At 67.5% G+C, this 16,207-nt stretch carries 12 protein-coding genes and 2 rRNA genes; 10 read left to right on the plus strand and 4 right to left on the minus strand.

Annotated features, from left to right (window positions below):
• From ABIN76_RS12555 to ABIN76_RS12565, 3 genes are all read left to right on the plus strand, one after another.
• Positions 1 to 329, plus strand: a 23S ribosomal RNA gene (locus ABIN76_RS12555); the annotation flags it as partial.
• Positions 330 to 566: 237 nt separating this feature from the next.
• A 5S ribosomal RNA gene (gene rrf / locus ABIN76_RS12560) occupies positions 567 to 683 on the plus strand.
• A 301-nt stretch (positions 684 to 984) separates the two neighbouring features.
• Positions 985 to 1,473, plus strand: coding sequence for an SRPBCC domain-containing protein (locus ABIN76_RS12565; protein WP_346960027.1), 489 nt, complete (start codon positions 985 to 987; stop codon positions 1,471 to 1,473).
• Positions 1,474 to 1,548: 75 nt separating this feature from the next.
• Here the strand turns inward: ABIN76_RS12565 and ABIN76_RS12570 are convergent, their stop codons facing one another.
• Entirely contained in the window at positions 1,549 to 1,734 is a 186-nt protein-coding gene (locus ABIN76_RS12570) for a hypothetical protein (protein ID WP_346960028.1), read from the minus strand.
• Positions 1,735 to 1,781: 47 nt separating this feature from the next.
• Between ABIN76_RS12570 and ABIN76_RS12575 the strand changes: the two genes are divergently transcribed.
• Both ABIN76_RS12575 and ABIN76_RS12580 read left to right on the plus strand, forming a co-directional pair.
• Entirely contained in the window at positions 1,782 to 2,603 is an 822-nt protein-coding gene (locus ABIN76_RS12575; RefSeq protein ID WP_346960029.1) for a hypothetical protein, read from the plus strand.
• Between the two features lie 81 nt (positions 2,604 to 2,684).
• On the plus strand, positions 2,685 to 3,281 hold the full coding sequence (locus ABIN76_RS12580) for an RHS repeat-associated core domain-containing protein (RefSeq protein WP_346960030.1): 597 nt from the start codon (positions 2,685 to 2,687) through the stop codon (positions 3,279 to 3,281).
• Between the two features lie 811 nt (positions 3,282 to 4,092).
• Here the strand turns inward: ABIN76_RS12580 and ABIN76_RS12585 are convergent.
• Together ABIN76_RS12585 and ABIN76_RS12590 are read right to left on the minus strand one after the other, a co-directional pair.
• A complete protein-coding gene (locus tag ABIN76_RS12585; protein WP_346960031.1) occupies positions 4,093 to 5,136 on the minus strand; it encodes a LacI family DNA-binding transcriptional regulator in 1,044 nt (347 codons plus the stop codon).
• Between the two features lie 2 nt (positions 5,137 to 5,138).
• On the minus strand, positions 5,139 to 6,884 hold the full coding sequence (locus tag ABIN76_RS12590) for a glycoside hydrolase family 13 protein (protein WP_346960032.1): 1,746 nt from the start codon (positions 6,882 to 6,884) through the stop codon (positions 5,139 to 5,141).
• Positions 6,885 to 7,206: 322 nt separating this feature from the next.
• Between ABIN76_RS12590 and ABIN76_RS12595 the strand changes: the two genes are divergently transcribed.
• The 5 genes from ABIN76_RS12595 (at position 7,207) to ABIN76_RS12615 (ending at position 14,640) form a co-directional block, all read left to right on the plus strand.
• A complete protein-coding gene (locus ABIN76_RS12595; RefSeq protein WP_346960033.1) occupies positions 7,207 to 8,511 on the plus strand; it encodes a maltose ABC transporter substrate-binding protein in 1,305 nt (434 codons plus the stop codon).
• A gap of 118 nt (positions 8,512 to 8,629) precedes the next feature.
• The gene (locus ABIN76_RS12600) at positions 8,630 to 10,282 is read left to right on the plus strand and encodes an ABC transporter permease subunit (RefSeq protein WP_346960034.1); all 1,653 of its coding nucleotides are present in this window, start codon (positions 8,630 to 8,632) and stop codon (positions 10,280 to 10,282) included.
• On the plus strand, positions 10,279 to 11,250 hold the full coding sequence (locus ABIN76_RS12605) for a sugar ABC transporter permease (protein ID WP_346960035.1): 972 nt from the start codon (positions 10,279 to 10,281) through the stop codon (positions 11,248 to 11,250). Before ABIN76_RS12600 ends, ABIN76_RS12605 begins: the two co-directional genes overlap by 4 nt.
• A 2-nt stretch (positions 11,251 to 11,252) precedes the next feature.
• Complete coding sequence (locus tag ABIN76_RS12610; RefSeq protein WP_346960036.1) at positions 11,253 to 13,220, plus strand: glycoside hydrolase family 13 protein; 1,968 nt, start codon at positions 11,253 to 11,255, stop codon at positions 13,218 to 13,220.
• Positions 13,221 to 13,269: 49 nt separating this feature from the next.
• Positions 13,270 to 14,640 carry an FAD-binding oxidoreductase gene (locus ABIN76_RS12615; protein WP_346960037.1) on the plus strand — a complete coding sequence of 457 codons (1,371 nt, stop codon included), beginning with the start codon at positions 13,270 to 13,272 and terminating at the stop codon, positions 14,638 to 14,640.
• Positions 14,641 to 14,685: 45 nt separating this feature from the next.
• Here ABIN76_RS12615 and ABIN76_RS12620 read toward each other — a convergent pair whose 3' ends face one another.
• Positions 14,686 to 16,098 carry a DUF4032 domain-containing protein gene (locus ABIN76_RS12620; protein ID WP_346960038.1) on the minus strand — a complete coding sequence of 471 codons (1,413 nt, stop codon included), beginning with the start codon at positions 16,096 to 16,098 and terminating at the stop codon, positions 14,686 to 14,688.
• Positions 16,099 to 16,207: the final 109 nt, after the last annotated feature.

Here is a 16,207-nt window from a genome sequence, read left to right on the forward strand (position 1 = left end):
CTGGGTTTAGAACGTCGTGAGACAGTTCGGTCCCTATCCGCTGCGCGCGCAGGAAATTTGAGAAGGGCTGTCCTTAGTACGAGAGGACCGGGACGGACGAACCTCTGGTGTGTCAGTTGTACTGCCAAGTGCACCGCTGATTAGCTACGTTCGGATGGGATAACCGCTGAAAGCATCTAAGCGGGAAGCTCGCTTCGAGATGAGATTTCCATACACCTTGTGTGTGAGAGGCCCCCAGCCAGACCACTGGGTTGATAGGCCGGATGTGGAAGCGAGGACTAACGACTCGTGAAGCTGACCGGTACTAATAGGCCGATAACTTACACCACACACTCTTCTTCGTGAACGGATTCAAAAGACGTTCACACCAGCGGAGGAGTACAAAGAAACAAGACTGCTTGCGTCCACTATGTGGTTCCCAAACAACAAACCCGCCACGGGCACGTTGCTGAGGAACCAAAACTAAATAACAACACCACACTGCCCGCAGGGGCAGGAAGTTGTAACCACAGATTTCCCACCCAGGGGACCCCGCACAAGCGGAACCAGGGGTGTGGAGCAAGGGTTACGGCGGTCATAGCGTGGGGGAAACGCCCGGTCCCATTCCGAACCCGGAAGCTAAGACCCACAGCGCCGATGGTACTGCACCCGGGAGGGTGTGGGAGAGTAGGTCACCGCCGGACATACATTAGGTCGAGAGCCTCCAACCACCAGGTTGGAGGCTCTCCCCCTTTAACACCCAAAACCACAGAACCCTCCCGCAGAACGCGCCGGCACCCAAAAGAGCGACGCTCCCTCAGTACCGGAGCCCACACCACAGACCCTCCCTCAGCACCGGAGCGCACACTACAAACCCTCCCTCAGCACCGGCCTGCGTAATCGGTCAGATGTGAGGGAGCGTTGGGGGCAAACGCGTCAGAGGTGCGGGAGCGACCGGTGGGGGCGGGAGGATCTGGCGTGCGGTGCAACGTAAAGTTGTTTACCATGGACAATCTCTTCAGCCACGCCGCAGCCGCCCCGGATCCCGGCGGGGAGGACGCCCTGGAACCGGTCGTGTGTACCGTCGTCGTCCCGGGCGCGGTCGCGAGGGCCTTCATGGGCTTTACCGAGCACACGCACCTCTGGTGGCCGCTGGAGGGCCACAGCGTCTTCGGGGCGGGGTCATACGTGGAGTTCGAGGAGAGCCTCATTCTTGAGACCGCCGACGACGGCAGGACCACCGTCTGGGGATCCATCGACGACTGGCAGGCGCCACTGTCCTTCCACACCACGTGGCATCCCGGTACGCAGGCCCTATGGTCGACGGAGCTGCGGGTGGCCTTCCGAGCCGTGGAAGGCGGCACTGAGGTGCGGTTGGTGCACAGCGGCTGGGAAGGTGCCCAGGACCCCGCCGCCACGCGTACGGATTACCAGGCGGGCTGGCCCGGCGTGCTGCAGCGGTTCGTCCGATTCATGGGCGGCTCCGAGGAATGATGTCCGGCCGCCCCTGGGCGGTCGCCTTCGTGGCCGGACTAACGACGTCGGCACCGGAGCCTCCGGTCGTGGTCGCTAGGAGCCCTCGCGGGACGTGATCGCGAAGCTCGGGGACTGAAGCTCGGTGAAGTTGCCAACACTCGCGCGCACCGTGCACTGGGGTGTGATTTGAAGGGCCGTTACGGTGAGCCCGGAGCTGTCGACTGCCAGGGCCCCGCCGCAGCCGTCGGAGAATCGCAGACCCTTTTCGCCGTCGGACACGGGGGCAGCTCCTGGCCTCCGTCGGCCGGGACTTGCTCCGCCGCCGGGTGGTCATCACCGACCACACCCGCGGTGACGGGCTGGCTGTAGAGCACGAACTCGGCTTCGACCGGTGCGGGCGGCTGACCTCCCGCACCCGCGGCGGCCAGGGAATGTCCTGGGTGTACGACGCCGACGGGAACCGTACCGCCTTTGCCGACGCAGCCGGGACCACCACCCGCTATACCCTGGACGCTGCCGGACGGGTTGCCGGCGTGAGTAACCCGATGCTAGGCGAGGCGGTCTTCACCCACGACGCGTCGGGGCGGCTTACCTCTGCCACCGCCGGAAAGTTGGTGCAGGAATGGGTTTACCGCAACGGCGCTCTGGCCGAACACAGCCGCACGGACCGCACAGATCCGGGCTCGGCCGATGTGACGTTGATCGGACGCGACGGGGACGGCAGGATCACCGGGCTGACCCGCGCCGGTGCCGTGACCCGGTACGGGTACGACGGGGCCGGGCAAATGGTCGCGGCCGCGACGACCCGGGACGGCTCTCCGGACGTTGCTGCGTCGGGGTGGGAGTACGACGCCGGCGGGCGGCTCCTGCGCGAAACTTTCCCCGGTGGGTCCCGGGCATATGAGTACGACTCAGCCGGGCAGTTGTTGTCCGTGACCGAGCCCGACGGGTCCCGGACGGAGTACGTCCATGACGGCCTGGGCCGGCGCACCCGGCAGATCCGCCCGGACGGGTCCTGGACCGAATACGCCTGGGGACAGACCGGGCAACTGCAGAGAACCGTTGACCGGAACCCCGACGGGGCGCAGCTTTCACGGCATGAGCTGTGGGTGGACGCGCTGGGCGAACTCGCCGCCGTTGATGGTTAGGAACTGTGGTGGGATACCGCCAACCCGATCCCCACCCTGGCCGGAATCGGCGGCGGGCAGGTCCTCTCCTTGCCCGGTGGCGTGACCGGTATCGGCGACGCCTGGACCGCACCGGGGTGGCGTGCTGCCCGCCCCACCGACCAGAACGACCCCTGGGCCGTCATCGGCGCAGCAGCGGCCACCACGCCGGAACCCGGCGCCGCCGGTCTGGGTGCCGTCTCAGCGCTGGCAGGCGCTCTGCCTGCCGGGATCACCCTCACCGGCAATGGCGGCCTGGACATCGCGGGCCTGGATTGGCTCGGCGCCCGTGCCTACGACCCGGCCACGCGTGGCTTCCTCTCCACCGACCCCCTCGCCCCCGTCCTCGGGGCGGGCTGGGACGGCAACCCCTACGCCTACGCCGGCAACAACCCCCTCAACACCACCGACCCCACCGGCCTGCGGCCCCTGACCGACGGCGAGCTGAAGGCCTACGACGGCTCAAGCCGCGGAGCGTTCGCCGCGGCAGGGGACTGGTGGAAGAACAACTGGGAGTACGTCGCTGCCGGCGCCATGGTGATCGCCGGTGGGGTCCTTATGGCCACCGGAGTGGGCGGACCTATCGGCATGGGGCTCGTGGGCGCAGGCGCAGATATGATCATCCAGAAAGCGACAACAGGCAAAGTGGACGTGGGATAAGTTCTGCTCAGCGGCGCCCTCGGCGGTTTTGGCGGTGCCGGTATCGCCGCCCGGGCAGGTTTGACCGGGGCGAAGGCGACCCTCGTGGCCGGGTCTAGTTCGGGTGGCATTGGTGGGGGCATTCAAGGTGCTTATGGTTATTACACCGGTCCTGGACCCCATACTGTCTCCGGCGTTCTTGGAGCGACCGCTGGAGGTACTGTTATCGGTTCCGCTACCGGGGTTGCCGGCGGGGCTGCCGGGCACAAGATCGGGCAGAAAGTAATGGCAGCTGTCACCGCGCGCCCGAACGCGGGCACGATGGCCATGGGCAGGAGCATGGAGTCACGAAAAGGTTCATATCTGGGCAAATAAGAAGTGGATTGACTATCAAATGATGCAGGGAAAGTCTCTCGTGGATATCGGGGCACCGATGGGACCAAGGGTCAAGGGAATACCCCCGATGGATCCTAGTCCTTACTATGACATGGAACTAAAGCAGGTCTCTGGATATTCGGGTTATAGCACGGACCCACAGGCGTCGTGGAATCTAGGTGAATGACATGTATAAAGAAAAGTTCTTCAGAGTCGTCGAACATACAAGGACCGGCTTCTTGGGCTGGAGACACCATTGGACCTTTGTGCTTATCGGCCCCAACGGAGAAGAACTCGCAATGAACAGAAAGGACCTGCGACAAGCCCTGAAACATCGACCAGATATCGGAAATCAGGACGTGTACATGTGTATGGATCGTGCGGTCGAGCTCTTCCGGCACGGCAGGCACGAATGGGTAGGTTATCCCTCCGGTGCCGTGGTCTCTAATTTGAGGGATTATCTATGAGTTCCCCGCAGGGGCGCGGCGTCGACCGGCGGGACGGCCGTGCTGGAGCGGATCACGAACCTGGTCGGATACTCGGTGTCCGCCTCTGCGGTGTCGCCGTCGCCCTCAAGTCCGGCGAGCAGACGCCGGACGGCCATGGCGCCCTGGCCCCGCGGATCCTGGTCGATGGTGGTCAGGCCGAAGAGCTCGCCGAGTTCGTGGCCGTCGATGCCGATGACCGACAGATCCTGGGGCACGCGCAGCCCGAAGTCGCGGGCGGCGAGGATGGTGCCAATAGCCATCTCATCCGAGGCCGCGAAGACCGCGGTGGGGCGCTCCGGAGAGCTGCCCAGCAGCTGACGAGCGCTGGCGTAGGCGCCCTGGATGGTGAAGTCGGCGGACACCAGCCATTCCGGACGGATCGTCAGCCCGGCGTCGCGCATGGCTTTGGTGAAGCCGCCCTGGCGCGTGCCCGGGAGCCGGAAGTCCTTCTCGTACGCTGCGTCACCGGTCATGTGCGCAATCCTGCTGTGTCCGAGCTGGATGAGGTGCCGGGCGGCCGACTCCGCGATGCCGGAATCGTTGATCCGGATGGTCGAGGCACCCGGCAGCGGCCCGCCAATTCCCACAATGGGTCGGTGAATAGCCAGCAGCTGCTGGATCTCGGCCTCGCTGAGTTCCAGCGAGACAGCGATGACGGCGTCCACCCGCTTGCGCAGCAGGAAGTCGTTGAGCACGCTATGCCGGCGTTCCTCGCCTTCACTGACGTTATACAGCGTGAGGTCGTAACCGGCGTCGAGCAGGGTGGCGGAAACGCCCTCCACCACCGAGGAAAAAAACCAGCGGTGCACGGACGGAACCACGACGCCGACGTTGTGGTTCCGCCCGGACGCCAGGCTGGAGGCGTGGTAGGACAGCACGAAACCAAGTTCCGTGGCGGCGGCCTGGGCCCGTTCGCGGCTCTGGGCTGAGACATTTCCCTTGCCGCTCAAGGCTCGCGAAACGGTGGCGATGGAGAGGCCGGCCCGTTCCGCGACGTCCTTGATACCGGGCATTCTCAGCTCTCCGTGTCCTCGATGTAGATTTCCAGCCAAACAGTTTCACCTGAGCTTAACCGATGGGCGTCTTCGCCCTGTTCCGCAGACACGGAGCTGCGCAGCAGTACCTGTCCGGCGGGCAGCTCGAGCGGCTCCGGCCCGACGTTCAGCAGCACCGCGGTGGTGCCGTTGAGGTAGGCCAGCGAGGTGTCCGTGCACCAGTTCTCCAACCAGGTGAGCGAACCCTGGCCGAGGCTGAGCTCGCGCCGGAGCGCCAGCATCCGCCGGTACAGGGACAGGTGCGACGACGGCGACGCGGCCTGCGCGTCCCGGGCCAGGCCGGCGAAGCTCGCCGGCTGCGGCAGCCACGGATCCGCGCCCGCGCCGAAGCCCGCGTGCGGCTCGCCGGAACGCCACGGCAACGGAACCCGGCAGCCGTCCCGGCCCAGCCGCTCGCCGCCGGTCCGCCCGAAGGTGGGGTCCTGGCGCTGGCTGTCCGGAATGTCGATTCCGTCGGGCAGGCCGAGCTCCTCGCCCTGGTAGAGGTACGCGCCGCCGGGCAGGCCCAGCATAAACATGGACGCCGCCGCAGCCCGGGAGCGGCCGAGTTCCTCGTCCGGCTGCACGTCGGCCGGGCCGATGCCGTCGCCGTCGCGGGGTGCCGGACCGTGGTAGCCGAAGCGGGTGGCGTGGCGGACGACGTCGTGGTTGGACAGCACCCAGGTGCTCGGCGCACCGACGGCGTCCAGCGCGGTCAGTGACTCGGTAATGACGTGGCGCATGCGGTGCACGTCCAGTCCCGCGTGCAGGTAGGGGAAGTTGAAGGCCTGGTGCATCTCGTCCGGGCGGACCCAGTCGGCCAGCCGGGGGAGCGGGTCCACGTTGGCTTCGGCGCAGAGAATGCGGTCGGGGCCGTATTCGGCCAGGATTCGGCGCCAGGTCCGGTAGATGTCGTGCAGCGCGGGCTGGCCGAACATCGGGGCTTCATGGCCGGGGAAGCCGTGCGAGCTGTTGCCGTCGGCGCGGCCGCCCCATTCGGGCAGGCCCGGTGCCTTGACGAGGGCGTGCGCCACGTCGACGCGGAAGCCGGAGACGCCGCGGTCCAGCCAGAAGCGCAGGACGCGCTCAAATTCGGCGTGGACGGCGTCGTTGTCCCAGTTGAAGTCGGGCTGGGAGGTGTCGAAAAGGTGCAGGTACCACTGGCCCGGGGTGCCGTCAGGTTCGCTGATGCGGGTCCAGGCCGGTCCGCCGAAGTGCGACTGCCAGTTGTTCGGCGGCTCCTCGCCGAAGGGGCCGCGGCCGTCGCGGAAGATGAACATGTCCCGTTCCGGGCTGCCCGCGGGAGCAGCCAGCGCGGCCTGGAACGCGGCGTGTTGGTCCGAGCAGTGGTTCGGCACCAGGTCCACGATCAGCCGCAGCCCAAGGCGCGTGGCTTCGGCCATCATGGCGTCGAAGTCGGCCAGGGTTCCGAATAGGGGGTCGACGTCGCAGTAGTCGCTGACGTCGTAGCCGGCGTCGCGCTGCGGGGAGCGGTAGAACGGCGAGAGCCAGACAGCATCGATCTCCAGCTCGGCGAGCTGGGGGAGTTCGGCGGTGATGCCGGCGAGATCGCCGACGCCGTCGCCGTTAACGTCCCGGAACGAGCGCGGGTACACCTGGTAGATCACGGCCGAGCGCCACCAGCCGGGGGTGTCATCTGCGGCGTGCACCAGGGTCAGCGGGCCGGCCAGTGCGGCGGGGGCTGTGAGTACTGAATCAACGGACATGCCGGTAATCGTAAGTCCCCGACGTCGAAATTGAAAACGCTTCCAGTCGATAAATCATTTGTGCCGCCCGGAGTGCCTGCGATCAATCCGCGGCTCTGGCCCGCAGGTTCCGCACCAGCTGGCCTCCTGCCGGTGTCCCGCGGTTTTCCGGCCTGGTCCTCGCCCCGCGACACGCCACGCTAGAATGACTTTCCAAAGCGTTCATCACCGTGTAGCTTGGAAGCGCTTGCAGCTGTGAGCCACATCACCGACGATGCCACCGGGCCAGGAATCTTCCGAAGAGCCCTCCGCGTGGATGCAGGATTTTATGAAAGGGACACCAATGAAGGTGCAGAACACCCTCACAACCGGGACCAGCCGCCGGGTAATCACGGCCGGTGCGATTTCCGTCGTTGCAGCGCTGGCGCTCAGCGCCTGCGGCGGGGCAGCAGCCACCGGCCCGGCCACGGCCACGGCCACGGCGAAGCCGGACCTCAAGTCCGGCGGCGCCGGCACGATCACCATGTGGGTCGACGCCGAGCGCTCGCCCGCCCTGAAGGACATCACCGCGAAGTTCAAGGCCGACACCGGCATCGACGTCAAGCTCGTGGTCAAGGACTTCGCCGCCGTCCGCGACGACTTCATCACGCAGGTCCCCACCGGCAAGGGCCCGGACCTGATCGTCGGTCCGCATGACTGGGTAGGCAAGTTCGTCCAGAACGGTGTGATCGCACCGGTTGAGCTCGGCGACAAGAAGGACGCCTTCCAGGAGTCCTCGGTCAAGGCCATGACCTACAACGGCTCGGTCTACGGCGTCCCCTACGCGGTTGAGAACATCGCGCTGCTGCGCAACACGGCCATCGTCCCGGACGCAGCCAAGACCATGGACGAGGTCATTGCCAACGGCAAGAAGGCCGTCGCCGACGGCAAGGCCAAGTTCCCGTTCCTGGTCGGCATGGACCCGAAGCAGGGCGACCCGTACCACCTGTACCCGCTGCAGGCCTCCATGGGTTCGCAGGTCTTCGGCAAGGCTGCCGACGGCGGCTACGACCCGAAGCAGCTCCTGATCGGCGACGCCGCCGGCGTCGAGTTCGCCAAGAAGCTCACCGCCTGGGGCGACAAGGGCGAAAAGATCATCAACTCCAACATCACCGGTGACATCGCCAAGGAGAAGTTCCTCGCCGGCGAGTCCCCCTACTACCTGACCGGCCCGTGGAACGTGCCGGACGTGCAGAAGAAGGGCATCAAGTTCGCCGTTGACGAACTGCCGACCGCCGGTGACAAGCCGGCCCAGCCGTTCATCGGCGTCAACGGCTTCTTCATCAGCGCCAAGAGCGCCAACGCCCTGGCCACCAACGAGTTCGTCACCAACTACCTCACCTCTGAGGAAGCCCAGGACTCCATGTACAAGGCCGGCGGCCGCCCGCCGGCACTGAAAGCGTCCTTCGACAAAGCCTCCAGCGACCCGGTTGTCGCCGCCTTCGGCAAGATCGGCGCCACCGGCGTCCCGATGCCCGCTATCCCGGAAATGAGTGCGGTCTGGGCTGACTGGGGAGCCACCGAGCTCGCCCTGATCAAGGGCCAGGGCGACCCGGCCGCTGACTGGGCCAAGATGGCCGCCAGCATCAAGGCGAAAATCAAGGGTTAGTCCCCGCGCCGGTTCCTGACGCTTGCGCCAGGAACCGGCAGCACCGGGCCGGGCGGCCACCAGGCCGCCCGGCCCGTTCCTGCATCACCCCAGCTTCTCCCAAGGACTGTAGACAGCCATGTCAGAAACCGAACTCCGCGAGGACACAGACCCCGCAGCGTCGTCCGCCCCGGACTCCGCCCCCACCACCCCCGGCCGGCAGGCCGGCAGCGTCCGCCGACGCCGGTCCGGACCGGAGGGCACGAAGGGGACCATCGCCAAGATCGTGCTGCTGGGCCTCGTGGACGCCCTTGCCGTCTACGTCCTGATGATGCTCTTCCTGAGCCAGTCCTGGCTGGCGCTGGGAGTCTCCGCCGCCGTCGTGCTGGTGATCAACTGGATCTACCTCCGCAAGGGCGGCCTGCCCGCCAAATACCTGGCCCCCGGTGTGCTGTTCCTGCTGGTCTTCCAGGTCTTTGTGGTCATGTTCAGCGGCTACATTGCCTTCACCAACTACGGCGACGGCCACAACAGCACCAAAGATGATGCGATCGCCGCCATCCAGCTCACGGCGCAGAAGCGCGTCCCGGATTCACCGGCCTACAAGACCTCCGTGCTGGCCAAGGACAACTCCTTCTACCTGCTCTTCACCGACCCGCAGGGCAAGGTCTCGCTGGGCAGCACCGAGAAGCCGCTGGAGGAAGTCTCCGGGGCCGGCAAAGACTCCACCGGCAAGGCCAAGACGCTGGACGGCTACCGGACCCTGAACTTCCAGGAAATCGTCGCCAACCAGCAGAGCATCCTGGGCATCACCGTCCCGGTCTCCGCGGACCCGGCCGACGGCACCCTGCGCACCGCGGACGGCAGCAACGCCTACCAGTTCAAGCCGGCGCTGAAGTACGACGCCGCCGCGGACACCTTCACGGACACGGCCACCGGTTCCGTCTACCGCGACAACGGCAAGGGCGCCTTCGCGGCGGACAACGGCGAGCAGCTCTCCACCGGCTGGAAGATCGACGTCGGGATGGAAAACTTCGCCCGCGCCTTCACCGATCCCAGCCTGCGCGGCCCGCTCCTGGGCGTTATCCTCTGGACCTTCACCTTCGCCGTGGCCTCGGTGGCGCTGACCTTCGCGCTGGGGCTGTTCCTGGCCATCACGTTCAACCGCGAGGACCTCAAAGGCAAGAAGGCCTACCGGATCCTGATGATCCTGCCGTACGCCTTCCCGGCCTTCCTCACCGGTCTGGTCTGGTCCGGCATCCTCAACCCCGAGTTCGGCTGGCTCAACCAGACCCTGCTCGGCGGAGCCTCGATCGGCTGGCTCACCGACCCGGTCCTGGCCAAGATCAGCGTCCTCATGGTCAACCTCTGGCTGGGCTTCCCCTACATGTTCCTGGTCTGCACCGGGGCCCTGCAGTCGCTGCCCTCCGAACTGGACGAGGCCGCCCGGATGGACGGCGCCGGCCCGTGGCGGGTGTTCCGCTCCATCAAGCTGCCGCTGCTGCTGGTGTCGATCGCGCCGCTGCTGATCTCCTCCTTCGCCTTCAACTTCAACAACTTCAATGTGATCTTCATGCTCACCGGCGGCGGACCCCGCTTTGCCGACACGGACCGGGACATCGGAGCCACCGACATCCTGATCACCCTGGTGTACAAGGTGGCGTTCGGGCAGGGCACCGGCCGTGACTACGGCCTCGCCAGTGCGCTGGCCATCATCATCTTCATCATCGTGGCCACCGTCTCGGCCATCAGTTTCAAGCAGACCAAGGCACTCGAGGACGTGAACTCATGAACGGGTCAGCATCGCGCAACGCCGTAACGGCGGACGACGCCGAACGCGGCACCGGCACCACCGGCACCGGCACCACCGACGTCGAATACCTCAAGTCGCTGCGGCGCCGGCACCCCTTCGGCGTCTGGTTCAAGGACAAGGGCTGGCGCCACCTGGTGGGCATCATCGTGACGATCTTCGCGGTCTTCCCGTTGCTCTACGTCCTTTCCGCGGCTCTGAACTCCACCGGCACCCTGGTGGGCTCCAACGCGCTGTTCAGCAAGATCGACTTCGGCAACTTCACCGCCCTGTTCAACATGCCCTCGCGGCCCTTTGCCCAATGGTTCCTGAACACCATGGTGGTGGGCGGCGTGACCTCCGCGGCCACGGTGTTCCTCGGCGCGATGGCGGCCTACGCCTTCTCCCGGATGCGCTTCAAGGGCCGCCGGATCGGGCTGCTGAGCCTGCTCCTGCTGCAGATGTTCCCGCAGCTGCTCGCCGTGGTGGCCATCTTCCTGCTGCTCAGCGGCATCTCCGAGGTCATTCCCGCGCTGGGACTGGGCAGCCAGCTGGGCCTGATCATGGTCTACCTCGGCGGCGCCCTGGGCGTGAACACCTACCTGATGTACGGCTTCTTCAACACCGTGCCGCAGTCACTGGATGAGGCCGCCAAGATCGACGGCGCCAGCCACACCCAGATCTTCTTCGGCATCATCATGCGCCTGGTCACGCCGATCCTGGCCGTCGTGGGCCTGCTGTCCTTCATCGCCATCTCCGGCGAATTCGTGATCGCCAGCGTGGTGCTCACGGACCCGGACAGCCAGACCCTCGCCGTCGGGCTCTACTCCTTCGTGGCGCAGCAGCGCTCCGAAAACTGGGGCGTCTTTGCCGCTGGCGCCGTCATCTCCGCCATCCCGGTGATGGCCCTGTTCCTGTTCCTGCAGCGCTACATCGTCAGCGGGCTCACGGCGGGCTCGGTGAAGGGCTAGGCATGTCCGGTGCTGCCGCGGCGGGCCTGCTCCCGCACCACGACGGCTCCGGCCTGCACGCGGTGCAGCCGGCGGGTCCCGGAGCCACGGCCCGGCTCCGGGTCCGCATCCCGGCGGCCTGGGGTGCGGCCAGCCGGGTCTGGCTGCGCTCCGTGCACGACGGCGAACCGCGGTACGAGAGCTGCGTGAACCTCGGCGACGCCGACGGCTGGGTCTGGTGGGAAGCGGGCATGGCCGTCACCAACCCGGTGGCCCGCTACCGGTTCCTGATCGAGGCCGGGCAGCGGTACTGGAGCCTCAACGCGCAGGGCCTCTTCAGCCGGGACGTCTCCGATTACGCGGACTTCCGGCTGACCACGTTCCCGGCCGCGCCGGCGTGGCTGCGCCGGGGCACGCTCTACCAGGTCTTCCCGGACCGTTTCGCCCGCTCGGCCAGGGCATCGGGGCACCCGGTCCCGGACTGGGCCGTGCCCTGCGACTGGGACACGCCGGTGCAGGGCGCGTCCGCCGAGACGCCGTTCCAGTTTTACGGCGGCGACCTGCCCGGCATCACCGAGCACCTGGACCACATCCAGGGGCTCGGCGCGGACATCATCTACCTGACGCCGTTTTTCCCCGCCCGGTCCAACCACCGCTACGACGCCTCCACCTTTTCCATGGTGGACCCGCTGCTGGGCGGTGACGAGGCCCTGGTGGAGCTGGTGGAAGCGGCGCACGCCCGCGGCCTGAAGGTGATGGGGGACCTGACCGCCAACCACTCCGGCGACGCGCACGAATGGTTCCAGCGCGCCCTGGCCGCGCCTGGCTCCGAGGAGGCCGGCTACTACTACTTCAGCAAGGACCACAGCTCCTACGAAGCCTGGTACGGGGTGGCCTCGCTGCCCAAACTGAACTGGGCCTCGGCGGCCCTGCGGCAGAAGTTCGTCCTGGACGACGATTCCCCGGTGGCCCGCTGGCTCCGGCCCCCGTTCAACCTGGACGGCTGGCGGATCGACGTCGGCAACATGACCGGGCGGCTCGGGGCGGCCGACCTCAACCAGGAGGTGGCCCGGTTGATCGCGGACCGGGTCCGCGGGATCAACCCGGACGCGGCGCTGCTGGCCGAAGCGACCAACGACGCCGCACCGGACTTCAGCGGTGAGCACTGGCACGGCGCCATGACGTACTCCAACTTCACCCGCCCGCTCTGGGCCTGGCTGTCCGGCGACGCCGGCCACGTCAACTTCTTCGGCACCCCGCTGCCCGGGCCCAACCGGATGGACGCGGCGGATTTCCTCGCCACACACCAGGACCTGGCCGCCGCCTTCAGCTGGGACGTCCGGCAGCAGAACATGAACGCGCTGAACAGCCACGACACGGCCCGGGCCGCCACCGTCATGCTCGACGGCGGCCAGCAGCTCGGCGCGGTGCTGATGTTCACCCTGCCCGGCGTGCCGGTGGTGTTCGCCGGGGACGAGTTCGGGCTCAAGGGCGACAACGGGGAGTTCTCCCGCACGCCCATGCCCTGGACCGATCCGGGACGGATCCTGAACGACCTCCGGGGAGTCTACGCCGCACTCACCGCGCTGCGCCGGGAACAGCCCGCGCTCACCGGCGGCGGGATCCGCTGGCTGGACGCGCAGGGGGACGCGCTGGCCTTCGTGCGGGAAACCGCGGACAGCGCGGCGCTGGTGGTGGTGGCCAGGGCCGCCGCGGACGTCGACCTCGCTGCGGGCCTGCTCTCCGCCCGGCAGCTCGCCGCGCTTGCGTTTCCGCCGGCCTTCGCCGCCGGCAGCATCACCGCGGCCCCGGGCGCGGACCCGGCGGAGCCGGACCCGGCGGCCGCGGCCCCGGCGGGTGCGCTGTTCCGGGCCGGTGGCCCCGCCGCCGCCGTCTGGGTGCTGCCCGGAGTCGAGCTGCCCGGAGTCGGGCTGCCCGGGGGCGGGCTGCCCGGGGGCGGGCTGCCCGGGGGCGGGCTGCCGGCACCCTAGACTGAAGGTCGAGACTGACGGCCGGATTCGATGGAGAACTGGAGAGCGCATGCGCAGCATTGTTGAGGAGCTGACTTCCGCCCTGGGCAGCGGGAAAGTCGCCGTAGATGAGGCCACCCTGGCCGCCTATGCCGTGGACCAGGCGCCGGTGCTGGACTACCAGCTTCCGCAGGCGGTGGTCCTGGCCGAATCCGTGGCGGACGTCCAGGCAGTGGTGCAGGCCTGCGCCGCCGGCCGGATCCCGCTGGTGGCCCGCGGCGCAGGCACCGGAGTCTCCGGCGGCGCGCACGCCAGCGAAAACTGCGTGGTGCTCAGCCTGGAACGGATGAACCGCATCCTGGACCTGAACCCGGACGACGAGACCGCCGTCGTCGAACCCGGCGTCATCAACGCCGAGCTCAACGCCGCCGCCGCGGTGCACGGCCTGATGTACGCCCCGGACCCTGCCAGCTACAAGGTCTCCACCATCGGCGGCAACGTCGCCACCAACGCCGGCGGCCTGCGGTGCGCGAAGTACGGGGTCACCCGCGACTCCGTCCTGGCGCTCGACGTCGTCCTCGCGGACGGCACCCTCATCCACACCGGACACCAGACCTTCAAAGGCGTGGCCGGCTACGACCTCACCGGACTGTTCGTGGGCTCCGAGGGGACCCTCGGGATCGTCGTCGGGATAACGGTGCGGCTGAAGTACCTGCCCCGGGAAGTCCACACCATCGCCGCGTTCTACCCCGACTTCCGCAGCGCCGCGGCGGGTGTCCTCGCGGTGGGCAAGGCCCGCGTGCAGCCAGCGATTATGGAACTGCTCGACGGCGGGTCGCTCGCCCAGCTCGACGACGCCCACGGCTCGGACCTGGCCGCCCGGGGCGCCTCCCTGCTGCTGATCCAGACCGACGGCTTCGGCGCCGCGGCGGAGGCTGCCGCGATCCGGCCGCTGCTGGCCGCCGGCGGCGCCGTGGTGACCATGGAGGCCAACGCCGAGGCCGAACAGCTCGTGGAGCTCCGCCGCAACAGCCGGGGGGTGGAAGTCGACGACGAATACCGGGTGGGCGAGGACGTCGCCGTGCCGCGGTCCCGGCTGGTGGACTACGTCGCGGAGCTGGAGGCGATGGCCGTCAGGCACCAGGTGAAGCTCAAGGTCGTGGCGCACGCCGGTGACGGCAACCTGCACCCCACCTTCTGGGTGGACCGGGCCGACGACGCCGTGGACGCCGCCGCCATGGAACGGCTCGGCGCCGCCCTGGATAATTCCGTCACCGTGGCGCTCGCGATGGGCGGCACCATCACGGGGGAGCACGGCGTCGGCCAGTACAAGCTGCGCTGGCTGGGCCTGGAGCAGAAGGAACCGGTGCGCGAGCTGCAGCGCCGGATCAAGGAACTCTTCGACCCGGCCGGGATCCTGAACCCGGGCAAGGCGATTTAGCGCGCCTGTGCTGGAACCCGCTCCACCGGGACGGACTTTGGCGGGTTAGTCGTCGGAGTCCGGGTATTCCTCGACCGACTCGTCCTTGCCGTAGCGGGACTCCTCGGTCTCGACCTCGAGGATCTTGAGCAGTTCGGTGTCCGGGTTGAGCATGATCGCGGCCTCGTCGCGGCGGTGCCGGAGTTCGGAGTCGATGTAGGACTGCACGGCCTCGGCCAGCGGAATGTGCCGGTTCTCCTTCTCGGACATGTACCAGCGGTGCTCCAGGATCTCGTGCACGGCCTCCGCGGGCTCGAGCTTGCCGGACAGGTCGCGCGGGATCGACCGGACAATCGGCTCGAAAATCTGGCTCACCCACAGGTGCGCGCTGTATTCCTCGTCCATGCCCGGGTTGTTGTCCGCCCGGAAGGAATCCATGTCGTTCAGCAGCCGCCGCGCCTGGTTTTCCTGCGCATCCAGCCCGGTCAGGCGAAGCAGCCGGCGCTGGTGGTGCCCGGCGTCCACCACCTTGGGCTGAAGCTGGATCGTGGAGCCGTTCTGCGTCGTCTTGATGGCGTATTCCTCGACGTCGAAGCCGAGTTCGTTGAGCCGCCGGATGCGGGCGGCCACGCGCCAGCGCTCGCCAATTTCGAAGGACTCCTTCTCGGTCAGCTCGGTCCAGAGCCGCCGGTAGCTCTCCATGATCAGCTCGCTGGTGGCGACCGGGTCCACCTTCTCCTCGATCAGCCCGCCGTCGAGCAGGTCCATCAGTTCACCCGCGATGTTGACCCGGGCGATCTCCAGGTCGTACTCGCGCTGGCCGGTGGACAGGTCCGGATACAGCTCGCCGGTTTCGGCGTCCACGAGATACGCGGCGAACGCCCCGGCGTCGCGCCGGAACAGCGTGTTGGAGAGCGAGACGTCACCCCAGTAGAAGCCGATCAGGTGCAGCCGGACCAGCAGCAGGGCCTGGGCATCGATCAGGCGGGTCAGGGTGTCCTTGCGCAGCATCTGGGAAAACAAGGCGCGGTAGGGCATGGAGAACTTGAGGTGCCGGGTGACCAGCACGGGGTTCAGCGGCCGGCCCTCCGGGGTGGTCCGTCCGGTGATGACCGCCACCGGCTCAACGCAGGGCACGTCCAGCCGGGCGAGCTTGCGGAGCATGTGGTACTCGTGCCGGGCAACGTGCTCGGAGGTTTCCTTAATGGCGATCACGGAGCCGCCGAGGTGGGCGAAGCGCACGATGTGCCGGGAGATGCCGCGGGGGAGGGCCGCCAGGTATTCCGCAGGCCAGTCCTCCAGGGCGATGTGCCAGGGCAGGTCCAGCAGCTCGGGCTCGGTGGCCGCGGCCGTGATGCTCAGCGAACTGGATACTGCCTTGTCGTCGTTGGCGCTGGCGGCCTCGTACCGGGGCAGCTTGCCGATCTGTCCGTAGTCAGTGGGTTCGTCGTGCCACTGGGCACCGTTGTCCTCGGTCATAACGCAATTCTCCCGTACGAGGGCGGGCCCCGCCTAAAATCTGCCGGTTAACGGCCGACGGCGGCCCTCCCGGAGGAGGACCGCCGTCAGTTTCAACGCGGAAGGGCCC

Source organism: uncultured Arthrobacter sp. (assembly GCF_964021775.1).
Classification (GTDB): domain Bacteria; phylum Actinomycetota; class Actinomycetes; order Actinomycetales; family Micrococcaceae; genus Arthrobacter.

What these genes read in the sequence shown, in the direction of transcription:
- ABIN76_RS12565 (WP_346960027.1), top strand. Translation starts at nt 985, where the DNA reads ATGGACAATCTCTTCAGCCACGCCGCAGCCGCCCCGGATCCCGGCGGG.
- ABIN76_RS12585 (WP_346960031.1), bottom strand. Translation starts at nt 5,136, where the DNA reads ATGCCCGGTATCAAGGACGTCGCGGAACGGGCCGGCCTCTCCATCGCC.
- ABIN76_RS12590 (WP_346960032.1), bottom strand. Translation starts at nt 6,884, where the DNA reads ATGTCCGTTGATTCAGTACTCACAGCCCCCGCCGCACTGGCCGGCCCG.
- ABIN76_RS12595 (WP_346960033.1), top strand. Translation starts at nt 7,207, where the DNA reads ATGAAGGTGCAGAACACCCTCACAACCGGGACCAGCCGCCGGGTAATC.
- ABIN76_RS12600 (WP_346960034.1), top strand. Translation starts at nt 8,630, where the DNA reads ATGTCAGAAACCGAACTCCGCGAGGACACAGACCCCGCAGCGTCGTCC.
- ABIN76_RS12605 (WP_346960035.1), top strand. Translation starts at nt 10,279, where the DNA reads ATGAACGGGTCAGCATCGCGCAACGCCGTAACGGCGGACGACGCCGAA.
- ABIN76_RS12610 (WP_346960036.1), top strand. Translation starts at nt 11,253, where the DNA reads ATGTCCGGTGCTGCCGCGGCGGGCCTGCTCCCGCACCACGACGGCTCC.
- ABIN76_RS12615 (WP_346960037.1), top strand. Translation starts at nt 13,270, where the DNA reads ATGCGCAGCATTGTTGAGGAGCTGACTTCCGCCCTGGGCAGCGGGAAA.
- ABIN76_RS12620 (WP_346960038.1), bottom strand. Translation starts at nt 16,098, where the DNA reads ATGACCGAGGACAACGGTGCCCAGTGGCACGACGAACCCACTGACTAC.